Genomic DNA, 17,141 nt, shown 5'->3' with positions numbered 1-17,141 from the left:
GAACTATGACTATTAACTTACCAAGCATGTTAGCTTTTGAACGTAAATTAGAAACGTCAGATGCTTTAATGTTTTCAGGAGAGTGGGAAAATATGACCTCTGTTGAGGCATGGCAGGCTATCCCTATTACTAAAAGACAAAACCGTTCTACACAAAGTGCGCATGGCACAAGTGATGCGGATAAAATTAAGCCTAACCCTGTTTCATCAGACAGTGATGATGCAAATCTTCCTCTCAAACATGACACTTTAAAAGTAAGCTTTAGTTTGCGTGTAGTGGGCAACCTTGGTGTTCCTTTTGGTTGCAACTCACCTGTTTTTAGTGACGCAATTAAAGCCAGAATCGCTGATTTTAAACAAAGTGAAGGCATTAATACTTTGGCTTATCGCTATGCTTATAACTTAGCAAATGGTCGCTTTTTATGGCGTAACCGTGTTGGTGCAGAAGAAATAACGATTATTGTTAAAGCAGGGAACAGCTCTTTTAAATTTAATGCTTATGACTTTTCTTTAAAGAATTTTGAAAAATCCAGCGATAATGCGGACTTACAGCAGCTGACAGCAATCATTGCAGAAGGGTTAAAAGGAGACCAACAAAGCTTTGTGCTTGTTGAGATCAATGCTTTTGTGAAGTTAGGTCATCAGCAGCATGTGTTCCCCTCGCAAGAAATGAATATGGGTGAAAAGGGCAAGGTCTTGTTTCAACTTGAAGGCTGCGCCGCTATTCATAACGTAAAAATAGGCAATGCTGTACGCACTATTGATACTTGGTATAACCGTTATGAAGAACAAGGGCAGCCTATTGCGATTGAGCCCTTCGGTGCGGTTACTCAAATTGGAGATGCTTTTCGTAAAAACAAACAAGAAGGCGACTTGTATTCATTAATGCGTGATTGGGTAAATGGTGGTGAATTAGCTCAAGAGCAACAAGCGTATGTTACTGCTAATTTAATTCGTGGTGGTGTATTTAGTAAGTCATCTAAATAGAGAAAGTTAGGGGAGCCTATGAATTACTATATCGATATCACCCTCCTGCCAGATGCCGAAATTAGCCTCGGCTTTATTTGGCAAAAGCTATTTCAACAAGTGCATATTGCTCTGGTCGATAACAAAGTGGGGAGCAATGAATCTGCCGTTGCTCTTTCTTTTGTTGATTACGGTAACAAGGATTTTCCATTAGGAAGCAAGCTGCGTTTATTGGCCGATAGCGAAGCTGCTTTGCAAAAGCTTGATATTAACCGCTGGTTGAATAGGCTTACTGATTATTGCCACGTAAAAGCAATTAAGCCGGTGCCAACGGATGTCACGCGGTATGCTAACTTTAAGCGTAAAGCCGTAAAGTCCTTAGAGAAAAAAGCACAGCGCAGGGCGGCTCATTTGAATAAACCTTATGATGTAGTGTTGGCCTATTTAATCAAAGAAGGTAAATCAAATGACAGCAAGATGCCCTTTATCAATGTAGAAAGTCAGGAAACTAAAAAGCGAGTCGAAGAAGGTACGCGAACTAAGTTTTGTCTTTTTATTGAACGAGCTATTAGTGATAAGCCGGTCGCAGGTACTTTTGATTGCTATGGTCTTTCAAAAACGGCGACAGTTCCCTTGTTTTAACTTAATCCAATAGCCAGATGGAATCTCCATTTGGCTATTGTAGGTTTTATAATCAAGCAAACATCTATTTTGCTTTTAAATAATAGGCGCTTGCTTTTTTAGTGTTATTCTGTTCGACGAATAATCAGTTATTAGAACTAAAAAAATGCTCTTTAAAAATTAGTTAAATTAATCAATAAGTTACAATCAATGAAAAAAATAAGGGTAAAAAGGTTTTTTACCTCTAAATCATTGTTGTAGCTTATTTTTTTGATGTTAGAATGTTGTTCACTGCCGCACAGGCAGCTTAGAAAATCCGGTAGAACTTGAAAAGCTTTGAAAGGGAGTTCACTGCCGCACAGGCAGCTTAGAAAAAATAACAGGCGCAGCAAGTAGCTACGCTAGAGTTCACTGCCGCACAGGCAGCTTAGAAAAGAAGAAGAAAAAGACGAAGCTGTAGAAATAAGTTCACTGCCGCACAGGCAGCTTAGAAATTATGGAAAAAGAAGAAGTTTCTTATGAGTTAGTTCACTGCCGCACAGGCAGCTTAGAAATTGAGTACTTGTTGAAGTTCTACCAATAAAAAGTTCACTGCCGCACAGGCAGCTTAGAAATTAAAGAAAATTTAAAAGGTACTTTGTTTAGGGTTCACTGCCGCACAGGCAGCTTAGAAACAAGGGGTATCCTGTGGATTTAATGGCGGGGTGTTCACTGCCGCACAGGCAGCTTAGAAAGCTCTTAAAAAAGCGGCTGAAAAGTATCAGCGTTCACTGCCGCACAGGCAGCTTAGAAATTTTTGAATTCAGAAAAGCCTAGCCCCGCTGAGTTCACTGCCGCACAGGCAGCTTAGAAACGCCGCTGGCGTTTCGACGCTGCAATCCCCGAGTTCACTGCCGCACAGGCAGCTTAGAAATCTTTTTAAATTAATGATAAGCGCTCCAACCGGTTCACTGCCGCACAGGCAGCTTAGAAAATCGCTCTATTTAAATGTGACGGCGCTTGATAGTTCACTGCCGCACAGGCAGCTTAGAAAATATTTATACACGAGCTGCCGCACATAATAAGGTTCACTGCCGCACAGGCAGCTTAGAAAACCGAATTCGTGGTGCACAAGTATCTGGTTAGGTTCACTGCCGCACAGGCAGCTTAGAAAACAGTGAAACCTTTCTATTTCTTCATCACTTAGTTCACTGCCGCACAGGCAGCTTAGAAATTTACTAGCAATATAGGAGCGCATGAAAAGCCGTTCACTGCCGCACAGGCAGCTTAGAAAAGAATACATTGTTAATTTTCTATATAATTATAGTTCACTGCCGCACAGGCAGCTTAGAAAAAAGACAATCTTTTTTTGATGCTAAAGACGCAGTTCACTGCCGCACAGGCAGCTTAGAAAGTTGGTTACACGGTCGATATTGACGCCTATCAGTTCACTGCCGCACAGGCAGCTTAGAAAGCGATAATACGGCGTTACCGGGTGACGATACCGTTCACTGCCGCACAGGCAGCTTAGAAACAATTTTCTGAGCCTCTGAAATAAACCTTGCTGTTCACTGCCGCACAGGCAGCTTAGAAATTTTCTGTTTTCAACGTGTTCGATTCCTTGATGTTCACTGCCGCACAGGCAGCTTAGAAAATGCGGTTGGCGCTTCTCGCGCGCTCATTAATGTTCACTGCCGCACAGGCAGCTTAGAAAATAATTAAAAATGTTGTGTTCAATTTTAAAGGGTTCACTGCCGCACAGGCAGCTTAGAAAACAATCAAACACAACGCCAACCGGAATATTAAGTTCACTGCCGCACAGGCAGCTTAGAAATAACAGCAGAAACAACCACAGAGCAAAGCGAAGTTCACTGCCGCACAGGCAGCTTAGAAACACCCAAAAAAAAGTGACGCATTTGAAGGCGTGTTCACTGCCGCACAGGCAGCTTAGAAAGTAATCATCTTCCCATTCTTTGATTTTCTTCTGTTCACTGCCGCACAGGCAGCTTAGAAAAAGAAAGGCATGGACGAAAGCCAGATAACAGGGTTCACTGCCGCACAGGCAGCTTAGAAACCGGTGCGGTGCATAACTTAACCGCGCTTAATGTTCACTGCCGCACAGGCAGCTTAGAAAGTTGGTATTCCCAGCTGCATTAATCTATCAACGTTCACTGCCGCACAGGCAGCTTAGAAATAAGTTAGAAGCCCCTGCATCAACTGTAGAGGGTTCACTGCCGCACAGGCAGCTTAGAAACTAGAGCTTGTGTTTGAGGCGGGAAGCTATAGGTTCACTGCCGCACAGGCAGCTTAGAAAAGAGTTAAAAGACGACTCTACCTTATTTGGGCGTTCACTGCCGCACAGGCAGCTTAGAAAGAGCTAGACTATAAAATAGCTGATGCAATGATGTTCACTGCCGCACAGGCAGCTTAGAAAAATGAATCAACATGGCAGCTTTGCGGCTCGGAGTTCACTGCCGCACAGGCAGCTTAGAAAGAGAAATTATGTCATGACTGGTTCGAGTTTAAGTTCACTGCCGCACAGGCAGCTTAGAAAACAATCAAAAAAAGAATGCATGTTAACGGGCTGTTCACTGCCGCACAGGCAGCTTAGAAAACTTTCATCAGCATCACACCCATAAAATCCCGGTTCACTGCCGCACAGGCAGCTTAGAAAGTCCGATTCGCCAGTGATATTACAGGAGATCAGTTCACTGCCGCACAGGCAGCTTAGAAACTCACCGCGAATAGTTGGCTTAATGGTTTCAGGTTCACTGCCGCACAGGCAGCTTAGAAATTACCAAGAATTGTATAGCCATATCACCACTGGTTCACTGCCGCACAGGCAGCTTAGAAATGTGCATTTTTTCCAGCCGCAATCAAACAGCGGTTCACTGCCGCACAGGCAGCTTAGAAATTTCTTTGCTCATAGAGGTTTGAGAAAACTTCGTTCACTGCCGCACAGGCAGCTTAGAAATCACTATTACAATCAGCGCGGCCACAATAGCAGTTCACTGCCGCACAGGCAGCTTAGAAAACACTAAATGAAATTTGAGCAAGGGTGCCAGCGTTCACTGCCGCACAGGCAGCTTAGAAAGGCAGGTCTGAATATTTAACCCGCAAAAAAATGTTCACTGCCGCACAGGCAGCTTAGAAATAAATAAACTAAACCGCGATCGTTTAAAACATGTTCACTGCCGCACAGGCAGCTTAGAAAATTTAGGCGTAGAAAATGACACCAGTGCAGAGGTTCACTGCCGCACAGGCAGCTTAGAAAAAGCGGTTAATATTCCGGTTGGCGTTGTGTTTGTTCACTGCCGCACAGGCAGCTTAGAAATTTATTATAAACAAGCTCGTATAAATTAAAAAGTTCACTGCCGCACAGGCAGCTTAGAAAAATGTTTGAAACCTGTTAAATAGATTACTCATGTTCACTGCCGCACAGGCAGCTTAGAAAATACAACAATGACCTACTCTATGCTTGATTACGTTCACTGCCGCACAGGCAGCTTAGAAAAGATGTAAAAACATTGCTTGTGAATCCTTGCCGTTCACTGCCGCACAGGCAGCTTAGAAAAGTGGCCGGTATTTTTTGAAAGCGTAAAATATGTTCACTGCCGCACAGGCAGCTTAGAAATAGTAACCCCATTCACGGATCAATCTGAATCAGTTCACTGCCGCACAGGCAGCTTAGAAAACAGAATGTCAGGCTGATACTGGACGATGTGCGTTCACTGCCGCACAGGCAGCTTAGAAATCAAACAAAAGCGCTAGATAATATTTTCACTAGTTCACTGCCGCACAGGCAGCTTAGAAATATGAAGTTTCCGACTAAGATTTGGCTTATTCGTTCACTGCCGCACAGGCAGCTTAGAAACAGAGCTTAAACGCTCGAACCCGCGCGGCGTCGTTCACTGCCGCACAGGCAGCTTAGAAACTATAATTCTAAAAAATACCCGCTAATCACTAGTTCACTGCCGCACAGGCAGCTTAGAAAAGCAAGCGACGCCGCCGGAGATCTTTCTTTTAGTTCACTGCCGCACAGGCAGCTTAGAAAATTTCGCCTTCCATTGTGTCGATTGATTTCAGGTTCACTGCCGCACAGGCAGCTTAGAAAGCACTGATAAAGAATTGAATTGATTGCATCCTGTTCACTGCCGCACAGGCAGCTTAGAAAAGTACAGGCTATCGACTGACTTGCGTCATGGAGTTCACTGCCGCACAGGCAGCTTAGAAAAAATTTAGCGGGATTGCTCGCTGTAATTTATTGTTCACTGCCGCACAGGCAGCTTAGAAATGAAATAATTTTAAAAACCACTTTTAACGATGGTTCACTGCCGCACAGGCAGCTTAGAAATAGTCTCTGTGCAAGCTTTCCGGTTTTAACTGGTTCACTGCCGCACAGGCAGCTTAGAAAGCAAGTCTTGAGCTTTCGCTGAAAGTTGACGAGTTCACTGCCGCACAGGCAGCTTAGAAATATCGTAAAATACTTATGGCAAAGGTGATTCTGTTCACTGCCGCACAGGCAGCTTAGAAAAACAACCGAGATCAGATCGGTACTCATTATCGGTTCACTGCCGCACAGGCAGCTTAGAAATCCATACTCGAAGGTCTTACAGCTAACAATTAGTTCACTGCCGCACAGGCAGCTTAGAAAAAAGGGCGCAAATATGTTAAGGCTAGCCAAAGGTTCACTGCCGCACAGGCAGCTTAGAAATAGATGGTGTTCTATAATTATATAGAAAATTAGTTCACTGCCGCACAGGCAGCTTAGAAAGGCGTCATGCAAATGCTAGGCAGCCGCGATCAGTTCACTGCCGCACAGGCAGCTTAGAAATAGCTCGCGACTCATATACTCAATGATAACACGTTCACTGCCGCACAGGCAGCTTAGAAATACCGCTGACAAATCATCACTAACAACTAAAAGTTCACTGCCGCACAGGCAGCTTAGAAAAGAAGAAAAAACGCTATTGCAATCGGCTGAGGGTTCACTGCCGCACAGGCAGCTTAGAAAATATTATCATCAGAGAAAAAAGCGAGGCGTTAGTTCACTGCCGCACAGGCAGCTTAGAAAAGAAAGCATTGTCGAGCGCGCGCAAAACCAAAGTTCACTGCCGCACAGGCAGCTTAGAAATGGCAGCTACAAAGAGATCCGATTATCCAGGGGTTCACTGCCGCACAGGCAGCTTAGAAAGGGCAAAATAATTGCTGCAATTGCTGAAAGTTCACTGCCGCACAGGCAGCTTAGAAACGTTGAAAGCGGGGCGCTTGTTGGTGCGCTTCGTTCACTGCCGCACAGGCAGCTTAGAAACAACTCAGTTAATGCTTTTGCTTGTTCTCTATGTTCACTGCCGCACAGGCAGCTTAGAAATAACAGCTTGGCGCTTTCGTTTAATGAGTACAGTTCACTGCCGCACAGGCAGCATAGAAAGCCCTGGTGGCGCAATAGAGCTCGCCGAGTATGTTCACTGCCGCACAGGCAGCTTAGAAAGACACAACAGATAATTTCAATGCTGGTATGTCGTTCACTGCCGCACAGGCAGCTTAGAAAATACTTGCTGCGAGTGTCGAAATGAAATTAAAGTTCACTGCCGCACAGGCAGCTTAGAAATTGAAAACGGTCAACCGCCTTATCAAGCTGGTGTTCACTGCCGCACAGGCAGCTTAGAAAGTAAGTGGCTCCTACTCGATGAATAAGGTTAAAAGCGAACTATCAGAAGGGAAATGGCGCAAACATAAAAATGGGCTCTAAATACACTCAGGCATTATGACCTAACCCGTTAATCAGTTACAATTCAATCGAGCCAATTTAAGCATTAAAGAATTAACAATGAACCCAAAATCCATCACCCTTTCAAACTTCAAATCCATAGGCCTTGAACCCGAAAGCATCGCCCTAGATGGCATCAAATTGCCTGTAGACAAAACAAGCACTCACACTGCCTTACAAGCATTGTCTTTTTTTGCAGCCAGGGCAGGGGGCGCAGATTTAGAGCTGGATGATTTTAAGCGCTTAAAAAATCCAGAGCTTAGCAATCTGCAGCCAGAGCAGCCGATGATGCTTAAAGTAGAAGTTGAGTCAGATAGTATTTCTCATGAAAAGCTGTCCAACAAGGGGCTCGATTTATCGCGGATTCCGCACTTTATTTTACAAGGTCCGCTGTACTTTACCTTCAAGTTTAATAGCCATAATACGCAGGTCTATATCCAAGCGTTTGATTTTGGGGTAGCTAACCAAAGCTTATTTAGTTGTCAGCAAGAATTGGTAAAATCTAAGACAGATTTGGCCTTTCTGCTGGGTGATGATCCCACACCGGCTTATGAGTATTGGAAGCCTGACTTAACGATCAATTACCCATTGCTGGCGCCTAATTATCAACCTGAGCGTCAAAATTACACTTTGAGCCATTACGGTAATCGGAGAACTCCAGTCTTGCTCCTGCCTTACACAATATATGTGACCCCGCGCTCTGCTGGTGACAATGTTCCTAAGCTAGACTTAGATCCAGACGATCGCGCCATCGGCGCTAGTTTAGAGTATCTAATTGAGCGCTATTATCAGCTGTGTCACTCTTTGCAACCATCTGAGTTTGAAGAGACTGTCGGGGTAAAACCGTCAGAGCCTCCCGAGCTGACTTATAGCCCTTATCAGCCTTTTCAAGGACCAACATTTAAAGATAAATAAGTGGCAGTAAATAGAGTACAGTAAATACGGAACAGTAAATGAGGGCAGTGTTGATTAGCTAGAAGCAGCGGCCTCTCACACGTTTGTGAGACATCGCTGACTCTGTACTAGCCTGTCATTACTAGCCGTTATTAATATAAAATCTCAACTCATTCTTTGATAAAAAGCCCATTGAAAAAAACCATTGATAAAAAGCCCACGAATAAAAAATCCAGCTTAAATCTCACATAAAGATATTGCGATACGAGATTGATGGTGGCGCTAGCTGTTTTTAGCAATAGCTGCCTCATATGCTTAAAACGTTAATTTTTAAAAGGTGTTTATTTAATTCTCTTCACAGGTTACTATCAGAGTCACTAAAAATAATAATATGGATTGTTGTTATAATAATGCTTAAAAAAAGCGGCTTAGTTAAATCATTTCTTTTAGTTTTCTGCCTCGCCATAAGCTCTCCCATACTATCAAGTAACTATGCCGAAATTGGTATTCCACTTGCGGAAGTCTTCGACCAAAAAACTCACAAAGGCACCGGACAAAACTGGTGGTTAACTGAAGGAAAAAACGGTCTTATTTATAGTGGTACAGGGAATGGTTTAACCGAATGGGATGGGGAAAAATGGCGATATTACCCTACACCAAATAAAACCCTGATTCGCTCACTAACTCAATGGAAAGATGGCCGGATATATGTAGGCACTACCGATGATATTGGTTTTTATGATCATAACCAACAAGGCGTTTTAACTTATCAATCTTTGCTAACCGACTGGTCACCCGAGAAGCGAAGCTTTGGCCAAATATGGGCAATTGCGTCTAACCAACATGGGGTTATTTTTGTAAGCCGTAAATTGGTCCTTTTTTGGGACGGAAAGTCAGTCAAACAGATCCAACAAGCGGCACCTGGAATTCACCGCATTTTTGCCGTTAACGATGGTTTTATTTACAAAGCTAAAGAGGATCCACACTTATACAAAATTTCACCTCAGTTAAATGTGGTTAAAACCGATTGGCTGCTTCCAAAGTCTGCTGTGCCTCGCTTGATCACACTTAACCATCAAAAAAAGCTGGTGGTAATAACCTCTAGAGACGGAATTTTTCAACAGAGTAGCAATAGCAACAAGTTAGAGCTGCGCGTTCAAAGCTCGTCATTTGATAAAAAGGTTAGATTTTATCATGCGATAAAAGCGAGCGATGGTTATTATTATTTAGCAACTTTAAGTCATGGACTTTTTATTCTCGACAAGAACCTACAGCCAGTAAAGCAATACACAGAAGACCATGGGCTAGGTAGTAATAAAATTTATTCGCTTCTCGAAGACTCACAAGGAAATATTTGGCTTTCGGGAGCGCCTAATATTGTCAAGATGGTTCCACCTCATAAAATAAGTCAATATCAATCCGACCAAAAAATTATGCTGCCAAATAAAATAGGCTTGCTCCAACAAAAAGTGGCCATAGCCGCACACGGATTGTTTCAACTAGAGCCAGCCGCAGATCCACTTGCGCCGGCTGTTTTTAAAAAGCTTACAACTTCATACGGCGCGAAATGGGATTTTTTAGAATATCAAGGTCACTTAATTCATGCCGGCGAACAGGGAATTTTTGCGCAAAAATATGACTCGGGAAAGCTTGACGAAAAACTTCAAAAGTTAGGTACTGCTTTTGTCGCGAGAGATTTACATATTGATCCTGTTAGCCAGCGGCTGTTTGCCGCAACGCTCGATGGAATTTTATTAATTGACTATCAACAAGGAGAGTGGCGCAGCCAAAAGTTAGCCGAACTTGAAGATGAAATTAGGATATTAAGTATCGATAAACAAGGCGTGGTATGGGCGGGCACTGAAACTCAAGAATTGTACCGCATAGAAAATGCGCAGTTTCCCAACAAACCACCCATTATTAAGAAATTTACTAGCGCCGATGGCCTCGGAGCGAATGATGTGGTTCCACATTATTTATCTTCTGGGTTAGTCATTGGTAGCAACGACGGGTTGTTAGATTATGCAGCAGACAGAGATCCTCCACTAAAAAGCGTTGCAAACTATCCCGCTCTTTTTACTAAAAAAGGCAACGCGGTTCGACATTTATATGAAGATCACAAGCAACGCATTTGGTACAACATAGGAGAGCATTCAGGGTTTATTGAAAGGCGAGAAAATGGTGAATGGCACACCAATGAACAGATATTTAAATCACTACCCAAAAATGGTTATCGTGGGGTGATTACCACGGGTGATAATATCGCTTGGTTTTTATCGACTTCGGGTAATATTTATCGATTAGATGTTGAATTGTTAGCGTCTTTGCCTGCCAAGGGTTGGCTAAATATTCGCAGTGTAGAAACACTCGATTCCGAACAAACGCTTATTACCGCTCATTCAAGCAGCACGCCTTTTCAATTGACTCAAGCAAACAACTCGATTCGAATCAGCTACGCTCTCGCCGAAAATACTAATGCTAATCCCGCCATGTATCGGCATAAACTGATTGGTAGTAAACAAGAAGAATGGTCACGGTGGTTGTACGAACAACACAAAGATTATACTGAATTATCCGGGGCCGACTACCGATTTGTATTACAGTCTAAAGATGGATGGGGCAGAATTTCGACCACAGAGTTGCCCTTTGCAGTACAACCTCCTTGGTATTTGAGCGGCCTTGCGTTATTTGTGTATGCACTGATACTCGCATTATTGTTAGGTTTAAGTGGCTGGATTACACAACGACTGCGTACCAAAAAGTTAGCCAAGCTTAACCAAGAACTCGAACAGCGTGTGGCTTTAAGAACCAGTGAAGTTAAAGCTAAGGTGGAGCAACTTAAACAGCAGCAGATCCTTAAAGACCGGTTTTTTTCCAATGTATCACATGAGTTTCGTACCCCGCTTACGCTAACCATTATGCCGCTTCAGGACTTACTTAGTCAGAAACCAAATTTAGAAGAAGAAATTAGTTTCCCCGTAGAAACCGCCTTAAGAAACTCCAGAAAAATGCTAGACCTAATCGGCCAGGTGCTTGACATTAACCGACTAGAATCTGGGCAGTTCCCGTTAAACATTAATCAATACGATATTGCAGAGCTCGTCAACAGAGTCACTAAGCGGTTCGTTCCTTGGGCAGAGCAGCATCAGCAAACTATTTGTTGTAAAAATGTTGCTGATCCCAACTTGGTTTATTGTGATCAAGATCAGATAGATAAGTGTGTCGGAAATTTAATTTCTAATGCCATTAAATATAGTGGCGCAGGGAGCGAGATAAAAGTGCAGCTAGTAGAAGATAGCGCTAGTGAGCGAGTCGGTATTCAGGTTAGTGATAACGGAGTAGGCGTTAGCCAGCAAGCGGAACAGAAAATATTTGAGCGCTTTTACCAAGAAAAACAGTCTGAAGAAATTTCCGAACCTGGCACCGGAATTGGCTTGTCTTTAGTTAAAGAGCTCATTGCTTTGCATCAGGGTGAGGTTGAACTTATTAATCAACCCGGGCAAGGTTGCAGCTTTATATTATGGCTGCGCAAAGGCTACGAACACTTTGGTGAGAAAATTAACACAAGATTCCACTCTAGCAACGAGCTGGTTATAAAAAGTGAAAAGTCTTACAGTTTACCTGCTCAGCTTGTTAGCAGCGAAAATAACAATGCGCAAAGTATTGATCAGGACAAAGAAGATATCACAACTTTGCTCATCGTTGATGACAATAGTGAACTGAGGCATTTTATCGCGTTAAGGCTTTCAAGTTATTATCGAATTATTCAAGCGAGTAACGGGCAAGAGGGACTGAGTAGAGCCAAGTCGGAACTTCCGGATTTAATCATTTCTGATATTATGATGCCAATAAAAGATGGCCTGCAAATGGTGCAGGAATTAAAGGCTTGCCCTTCAACCAGCTTTATCCCAATAATATTACTAACCGCAAAATCGACCAAAAGGGAAACCGTCGAGGGGATCCAGACCGGCGCCGACGATTACCTAACCAAACCTTTTGATACGGCAGAGCTGATTGTTCGAGCCGCGGGAATAATTAATAGTCGAAAGAAGTTAAAAAGAAAAATAAAGTTAGAAATAGCACAAGCTCAACAATCTTGTAATCAGGAAATTCCTTTCGAAGTAAGACTTCGTGCGGCGATAGAATCACAAATTACTGAACCTGAATTTTCAATTGATGAACTCGCCCGTTCTTTAGCGCTTAGCCGGCGCTCACTAAGCCGAAAATGCCAACAAGAACTAAACCAATCAGTGGGAAAATTTATTACTCAAGTCAGAATGCAAAATGCTTTTGAATTGATAGAGGGAACTAATCATAGCGTGAGTGAAATTGCTTATGCGGTGGGTTATGAAAGTTTGGCTTATTTTTCTCGGGCTTTTAAAAAGCACTTTGGGATCCCACCTTCTAAAGCCAATAGAAAGGCTTTACCATAAACAACTTACCTGTAATTCATGCTAAGCCTTATTATATAAGGCTTTCAGCTAATCTATTGCATTCTTCTTTGCACTCTTTTATTGCCGATTGGCCAGAAAAGTAAAACTTTTGGCCATAGGTCACAACACCGTTCAGACCGAATTTAGCTATTGTTTGCCCCAAGGTAAATTGATTGCCCTAAGGTAATTGGTAAAGAATGGCGTTGGCCTCTTTGCGTTTACCTTTAAGTTGCTTGCAGTATTTCAATCTGCGATATCGCAGCGTTGTAATAGCTACTTTAAATTCAAAATCTTGAAGTTTAGCACTTTAAAAAGAGGAAAGTTAAAATGAACGGAATAGAAAAAGTTAAGCTCAATTTAGTCTTTAGAGAATCGCAAATAATTGTTTTCGCAATTCTTTGTTTGGCGATATCAGGCTGTGGCGGCGGAGGCGGTGGTGGTGATGAAACTCCCCAGCCTGTCGAGCCACCGGTAGCCGTTAATCAACCACCGCAGGCCGATGCGGGTTCAGATAGAGCCGTTAGTGAACAAAGCTCGGTCACTATCACCGGAACAGCAAGTGACTCTGACGGTAGCATTGCTAGTTACCAATGGACTCAAACCAGCGGCACTAGTGTGAGTTTAAATGGTAGCGATACCTCATCAGCCACTTTTATGGCTCCAACACGAACCGAGCCAGAAGATCTTTATTTTACTTTTACAGTGACTGACGACGACGGTGCAACAGCCAGCGACACGCTAGTAATTACTGTTACGCCAGTCAATACTGCGCCAACAGCAAATGCTGGTTCTAATAGCAGTGTTTGGGAGCAATCTGAATTTACTTTAACGGGTTCGGGTTCGGATACTGATGGTGAAATAGTGACTTATCGATGGAGACAAACAAGTGGTAATGTCAATTTTGATATTTCAAGTCCAAACTCTGCAGAGACAAGTGTAACGGTTCCGAATTTGAGCCAACGGGTAACAGTGACTTTCGAGTTAGAAGTAACCGACAATGAGGGCAGCTACGCAACAGATTCTGTACAAATTGTTGCTAATGCGCGCTTGAGTTTGAATCAGGCTGCTGCGGTAACAGGAACCCCAAACTATGAATATGGACACCGTTCTATTCCAAATATGGAAGTTACCGGTGTACCCGCTGACGCTGACTGGTCTAGATGGGCAATGTACGGAGCAGGTAGTAATCAGACATTTTTATTTATGATGGCTGAAGATAGTAATAATCGAGTCTATCAGTTTGGTTATAATCCACAGACCCAAAAATATGAATGGGGCCACAATTCCGCCGGTGAACTTAATATAACCAATGTTCCAAGCGATGTTGATGGCGGTATTGCCGCTACTTATGTAGAAGCAATCGGAGCGCTGTATATATTCATGAAAAAAGAATCCGAACCTACTACGATGTATTACTTTGAATACGAGCCTAACAGTGGAGACATAAGCTTTAGAGGAGAGTTATATATCACGGGCGTGCCAGCGGACGCTGATTGGGATCGTTGGGCAATGCTGCATGATGGAAGTTTTTATCGATTGTATGTATCAAAAGCTAATTCAAACAGCATACTTTATCAATCTGCGTACAATCCCTCTAGTGGTAATTGGGAATATGGATACCGGTCTTATCCTGAAATTTATATTTTAGGTATGCCAACTAACAGTGACACTCGTTCATTTAAGATGCTTCATGACAGTGTTGATTATCGCTTTTATCATCAAGCAGACAATTAACTTTAGACGCTAAGAAATGCTCGTTTAGGCGAGCATTTCTTTATTCATATAATTCATATAATTCAGTGCAACTCTCAAGCTTTATTTACCGTGGCAACAATTTGTTTGAGCATCAATTAAACCACCACGCCTAAAATTAGGAACAATAATCAATTTTCTCAAGAATCAAATGTCTCAAGAGTCAATTGTCTCAGATCTTATCAAAGAGACTACTGATACTCATCCGCGTATAATCCAATATAGGCTAGCAACTCTAGTGTTTTTATCATTAATTTAGCGCCAATTTATTACGTAAGTTTAAACAAGGCGGTTTAACAAACGATTTTACACCCTTAATTAGTCAAGTTTCGACTGTACTTTATTACCTGATTCCGATCGCGATTTTAACTTCGTTTTTTAGATCTGCCTAGCTGAAAATAACGGAACGATGAAGCCTAAGCCGCTATTTTAAATCATTAAGTTGAGTTGGCCCGATCTGCGATCCTGATTAACCATCACAGCTGGGTAGCAATCATTGAAACAGTAAGCACTGCTCGCTAGTAAAGACAGCGAGGAAGTTAAAAACAGACATCCGGGTTTTGATAAGGCAAAATTCTGAATAAAAGAGTGCGGAGCTCATATTGTCGTTTGCAAGTTGTTAAGCCGCGCTTTCTAGCGCGGCTTCTAGCAAGTTGGTTAGCTTTGTTTTACTGCGAGTAAGTTGGCAAGTTCTATTTTATGCTCTTCGAGTGCTGCATCAATAGCGCCCTGGTATAAGTTAAATGACTCAGCTTTATTTTCTGCAGAACTATTTAGAAATCCTAGTTGCGAAGAATTTTCTCTACTAAGCCATATGCGGCTCTTACCAGGTTTAAATTTATTGGCTAAGACTAGCGCTTTACCATTGCTATCGACCATTATCATATTAATCGCGACGGCTGGTTTTTTTCCTGACAGCCCAATCAATGAATCGCTGTCTTTTTCTAATAGGTAGACGCAGATTGCCATTACAGCATCAACATTCATCTCTCTAGCGATACTCGCAAGTTGTATTCTCGCGGCTTCTTTTTGTTCTCTATTGATGACCAGTAGCGGGACAGGTCCAGGATAAGACACAGGATTTTTTATCTTGACGCTTTTTGTGGCCTGCCGATAGTTTTTTTCTGCTTGTCGAATGGCTTCCATTTTTGCATCTGCTGGCAGCATGCTTGTGCGCGCTTTGGTTAATTCGTTTTTTAGCACGGTTTCTTCGGAAAGAGCCATATCCGCAGGAATATTAGTTACTGCGTTAGCTACTTCTTCCGTTGAACTAAACTGCCAGCCAAATTGCTGCTGAAACTCGCGTTGAATTTTAGTAAAAGTATACTCGTTAATTCTCTCAGCAACTAGGGTGTTCTCTTCTGGCGCTGATGAGGTAGATGTATCACCTCCTAACATTCCAGCAATTTGTCCGAGAGATGCACCTGCATCGCGAGATTTTTTGGTCTCCCAATTCATTGGATAGCGGTTGGAGAAAACGTTTACCAAAGCCACTTTCTTGACGGCATTAATTTCTGAATCGACCAGTAACAAAGGCTGCTTTTGGCTGCGGTCTATACTTGCAGTAGAGCAACCGATTAAACTCACGAGCAGACAACTCAAAATTATACTGAAAAATGATTGAACGTGTTTCATTTATTCCTCCTGATGGGCTCGTATTACCAGAGAAACAATTTACTCTTAGCTACAGAGTAGTTAGCTGCGAGGAAAGGTAATGCTGGATTGACGAGTATATTATTATAGAATTTTCACTCGATGTTAACTGAACTGTACATAACATTCAATTAATTAAAATGAGGGGGGGTAATAAATGATTAAAAATGAGCTTGACGTACAAGAATCATTAGTTGAAAGTTGCTTTTTTTTTCCTTACGCGCTAGCTTGTTAAAAAATCTTACTTTGAATATTTTTGCACTATTATTTTAGCGATAAAATATTTAAATCAATCGAGGCTTTTTATGGGAAAAAATCTCTTGCTCTATTTGGTATCGGCTTGTGTTGCGGTAGGACTTCTGATTACCCTAACTGGTTGTGCTTCGATGAGTGAAGGGCAGTGTCATACTGCAAATTGGTATCAAGTTGGCTTTGATGACGGTTATTTAGCAAAAGGTAGTCGTATTGATGCGCATTACGATGCATGTAGCGAGTATAATATTACGGTAAATCAAGCGCAATATCATCAAGGCTATGAACAAGGCCTACGCAACTATTGTACTTCTCGTAATGGCTGGCGACGCGGCACTGAAGGCACCCCGTATTCTAATTTTTGTCAGGCTGACCTAGAAGGTGATTTTTTTAACGCTTATGCTGCTGGGGCAGACTATTTTCGTCTTCAACTGGAAATGAAAACGTTGGTGGATAAAAAAAATAGCCTTGAAAAAAGAGCCATTGCAGAAAATAGTGGCTTGAGTCAAGAAGACAAAATGGCGCTTATTCGTCAGGCAGATATTTTCAAAAGTGAGATTGATAGATTGATTTATGAGTCGACAATTTTACTTGGGAAAGCACGAGAAAATGGTTGGTCGTATTAAAATATTAAGCCAAAAAACAATTTTTATCGCGCAAGACTGAAACTAGCAACCCGTAGCATAGATTAAAAATATATTAGACTATCCTTTTGTTATAGTCTTGAAGAGCTGTTTATGCGGTCATTTTTGCACGTTGACACAGGACGGGTTCTGACCAGTGCAACATATTGATTAACATCTCTAAAGCGTTTGGATGCCT

The 17,141-nt window shown here is 42.3% G+C and carries 7 protein-coding genes and 1 CRISPR repeat array; of the genes, 6 read left to right on the top strand and 1 reads right to left on the bottom strand.

Annotated features, from left to right (window positions below):
* Positions 1–5: 5 nt before the first annotated feature.
* From csy3 to ACUR5C_RS14875, 5 genes are all read left to right on the top strand, one after another.
* Positions 6–986: a type I-F CRISPR-associated protein Csy3 gene (gene csy3, locus ACUR5C_RS14895; RefSeq protein WP_454465968.1), complete on the top strand. Its 981-nt coding sequence runs from the start codon at positions 6–8 to the stop codon at positions 984–986.
* An 18-nt stretch (positions 987–1,004) separates the two neighbouring features.
* Positions 1,005–1,607 (top strand): type I-F CRISPR-associated endoribonuclease Cas6/Csy4, encoded by a 603-nt coding sequence (gene cas6f / locus ACUR5C_RS14890; RefSeq protein ID WP_454465967.1) that lies wholly within the window; start codon positions 1,005–1,007, stop codon positions 1,605–1,607.
* Positions 1,608–1,872: 265 nt separating this feature from the next.
* A CRISPR array of direct repeats spans positions 1,873–7,236; the repeat unit is 28 nt; unit sequence GTTCACTGCCGCACAGGCAGCTTAGAAA.
* Positions 7,237–7,395: 159 nt separating this feature from the next.
* On the top strand, positions 7,396–8,250 hold the full coding sequence (locus tag ACUR5C_RS14885) for a hypothetical protein (protein ID WP_454465966.1): 855 nt from the start codon (positions 7,396–7,398) through the stop codon (positions 8,248–8,250).
* Between the two features lie 389 nt (positions 8,251–8,639).
* On the top strand, positions 8,640–12,662 hold the full coding sequence (locus tag ACUR5C_RS14880; protein ID WP_454465965.1) for an ATP-binding protein: 4,023 nt from the start codon (positions 8,640–8,642) through the stop codon (positions 12,660–12,662).
* Positions 12,663–12,989: 327 nt separating this feature from the next.
* Positions 12,990–14,396: a PKD domain-containing protein gene (locus tag ACUR5C_RS14875; RefSeq protein WP_454465964.1), complete on the top strand. Its 1,407-nt coding sequence runs from the start codon at positions 12,990–12,992 to the stop codon at positions 14,394–14,396.
* A 675-nt stretch (positions 14,397–15,071) separates the two neighbouring features.
* On the opposite strand, the gene ACUR5C_RS14870 is transcribed toward ACUR5C_RS14875, so the two are convergent.
* Positions 15,072–16,049, bottom strand: coding sequence for a hypothetical protein (locus tag ACUR5C_RS14870; RefSeq protein ID WP_454465963.1), 978 nt, complete (start codon positions 16,047–16,049; stop codon positions 15,072–15,074).
* A gap of 323 nt (positions 16,050–16,372) precedes the next feature.
* Between ACUR5C_RS14870 and ACUR5C_RS14865 the strand changes: the two genes are divergently transcribed.
* On the top strand, positions 16,373–16,945 hold the full coding sequence (locus tag ACUR5C_RS14865; protein ID WP_454465962.1) for a DUF2799 domain-containing protein: 573 nt from the start codon (positions 16,373–16,375) through the stop codon (positions 16,943–16,945).
* Positions 16,946–17,141 lie beyond the last annotated feature (196 nt).

The organism is Aliikangiella aequoris, from assembly GCF_053709105.1.
Note: the sequence above shows the minus strand (reverse complement) of the source record. Positions and strands in the feature narration are given on the sequence as shown.

Excerpts from the sequence above, each read along its gene's own strand:
- csy3 (WP_454465968.1), top strand. The coding sequence starts at position 6 with ATGACTATTAACTTACCAAGCATGTTAGCTTTTGAACGTAAATTAGAA.
- cas6f (WP_454465967.1), top strand. The coding sequence starts at position 1,005 with ATGAATTACTATATCGATATCACCCTCCTGCCAGATGCCGAAATTAGC.
- ACUR5C_RS14885 (WP_454465966.1), top strand. The coding sequence starts at position 7,396 with ATGAACCCAAAATCCATCACCCTTTCAAACTTCAAATCCATAGGCCTT.
- ACUR5C_RS14880 (WP_454465965.1), top strand. The coding sequence starts at position 8,640 with ATGCTTAAAAAAAGCGGCTTAGTTAAATCATTTCTTTTAGTTTTCTGC.
- ACUR5C_RS14875 (WP_454465964.1), top strand. The coding sequence starts at position 12,990 with ATGAACGGAATAGAAAAAGTTAAGCTCAATTTAGTCTTTAGAGAATCG.
- ACUR5C_RS14870 (WP_454465963.1), bottom strand. The coding sequence starts at position 16,049 with ATGAAACACGTTCAATCATTTTTCAGTATAATTTTGAGTTGTCTGCTC.
- ACUR5C_RS14865 (WP_454465962.1), top strand. The coding sequence starts at position 16,373 with ATGGGAAAAAATCTCTTGCTCTATTTGGTATCGGCTTGTGTTGCGGTA.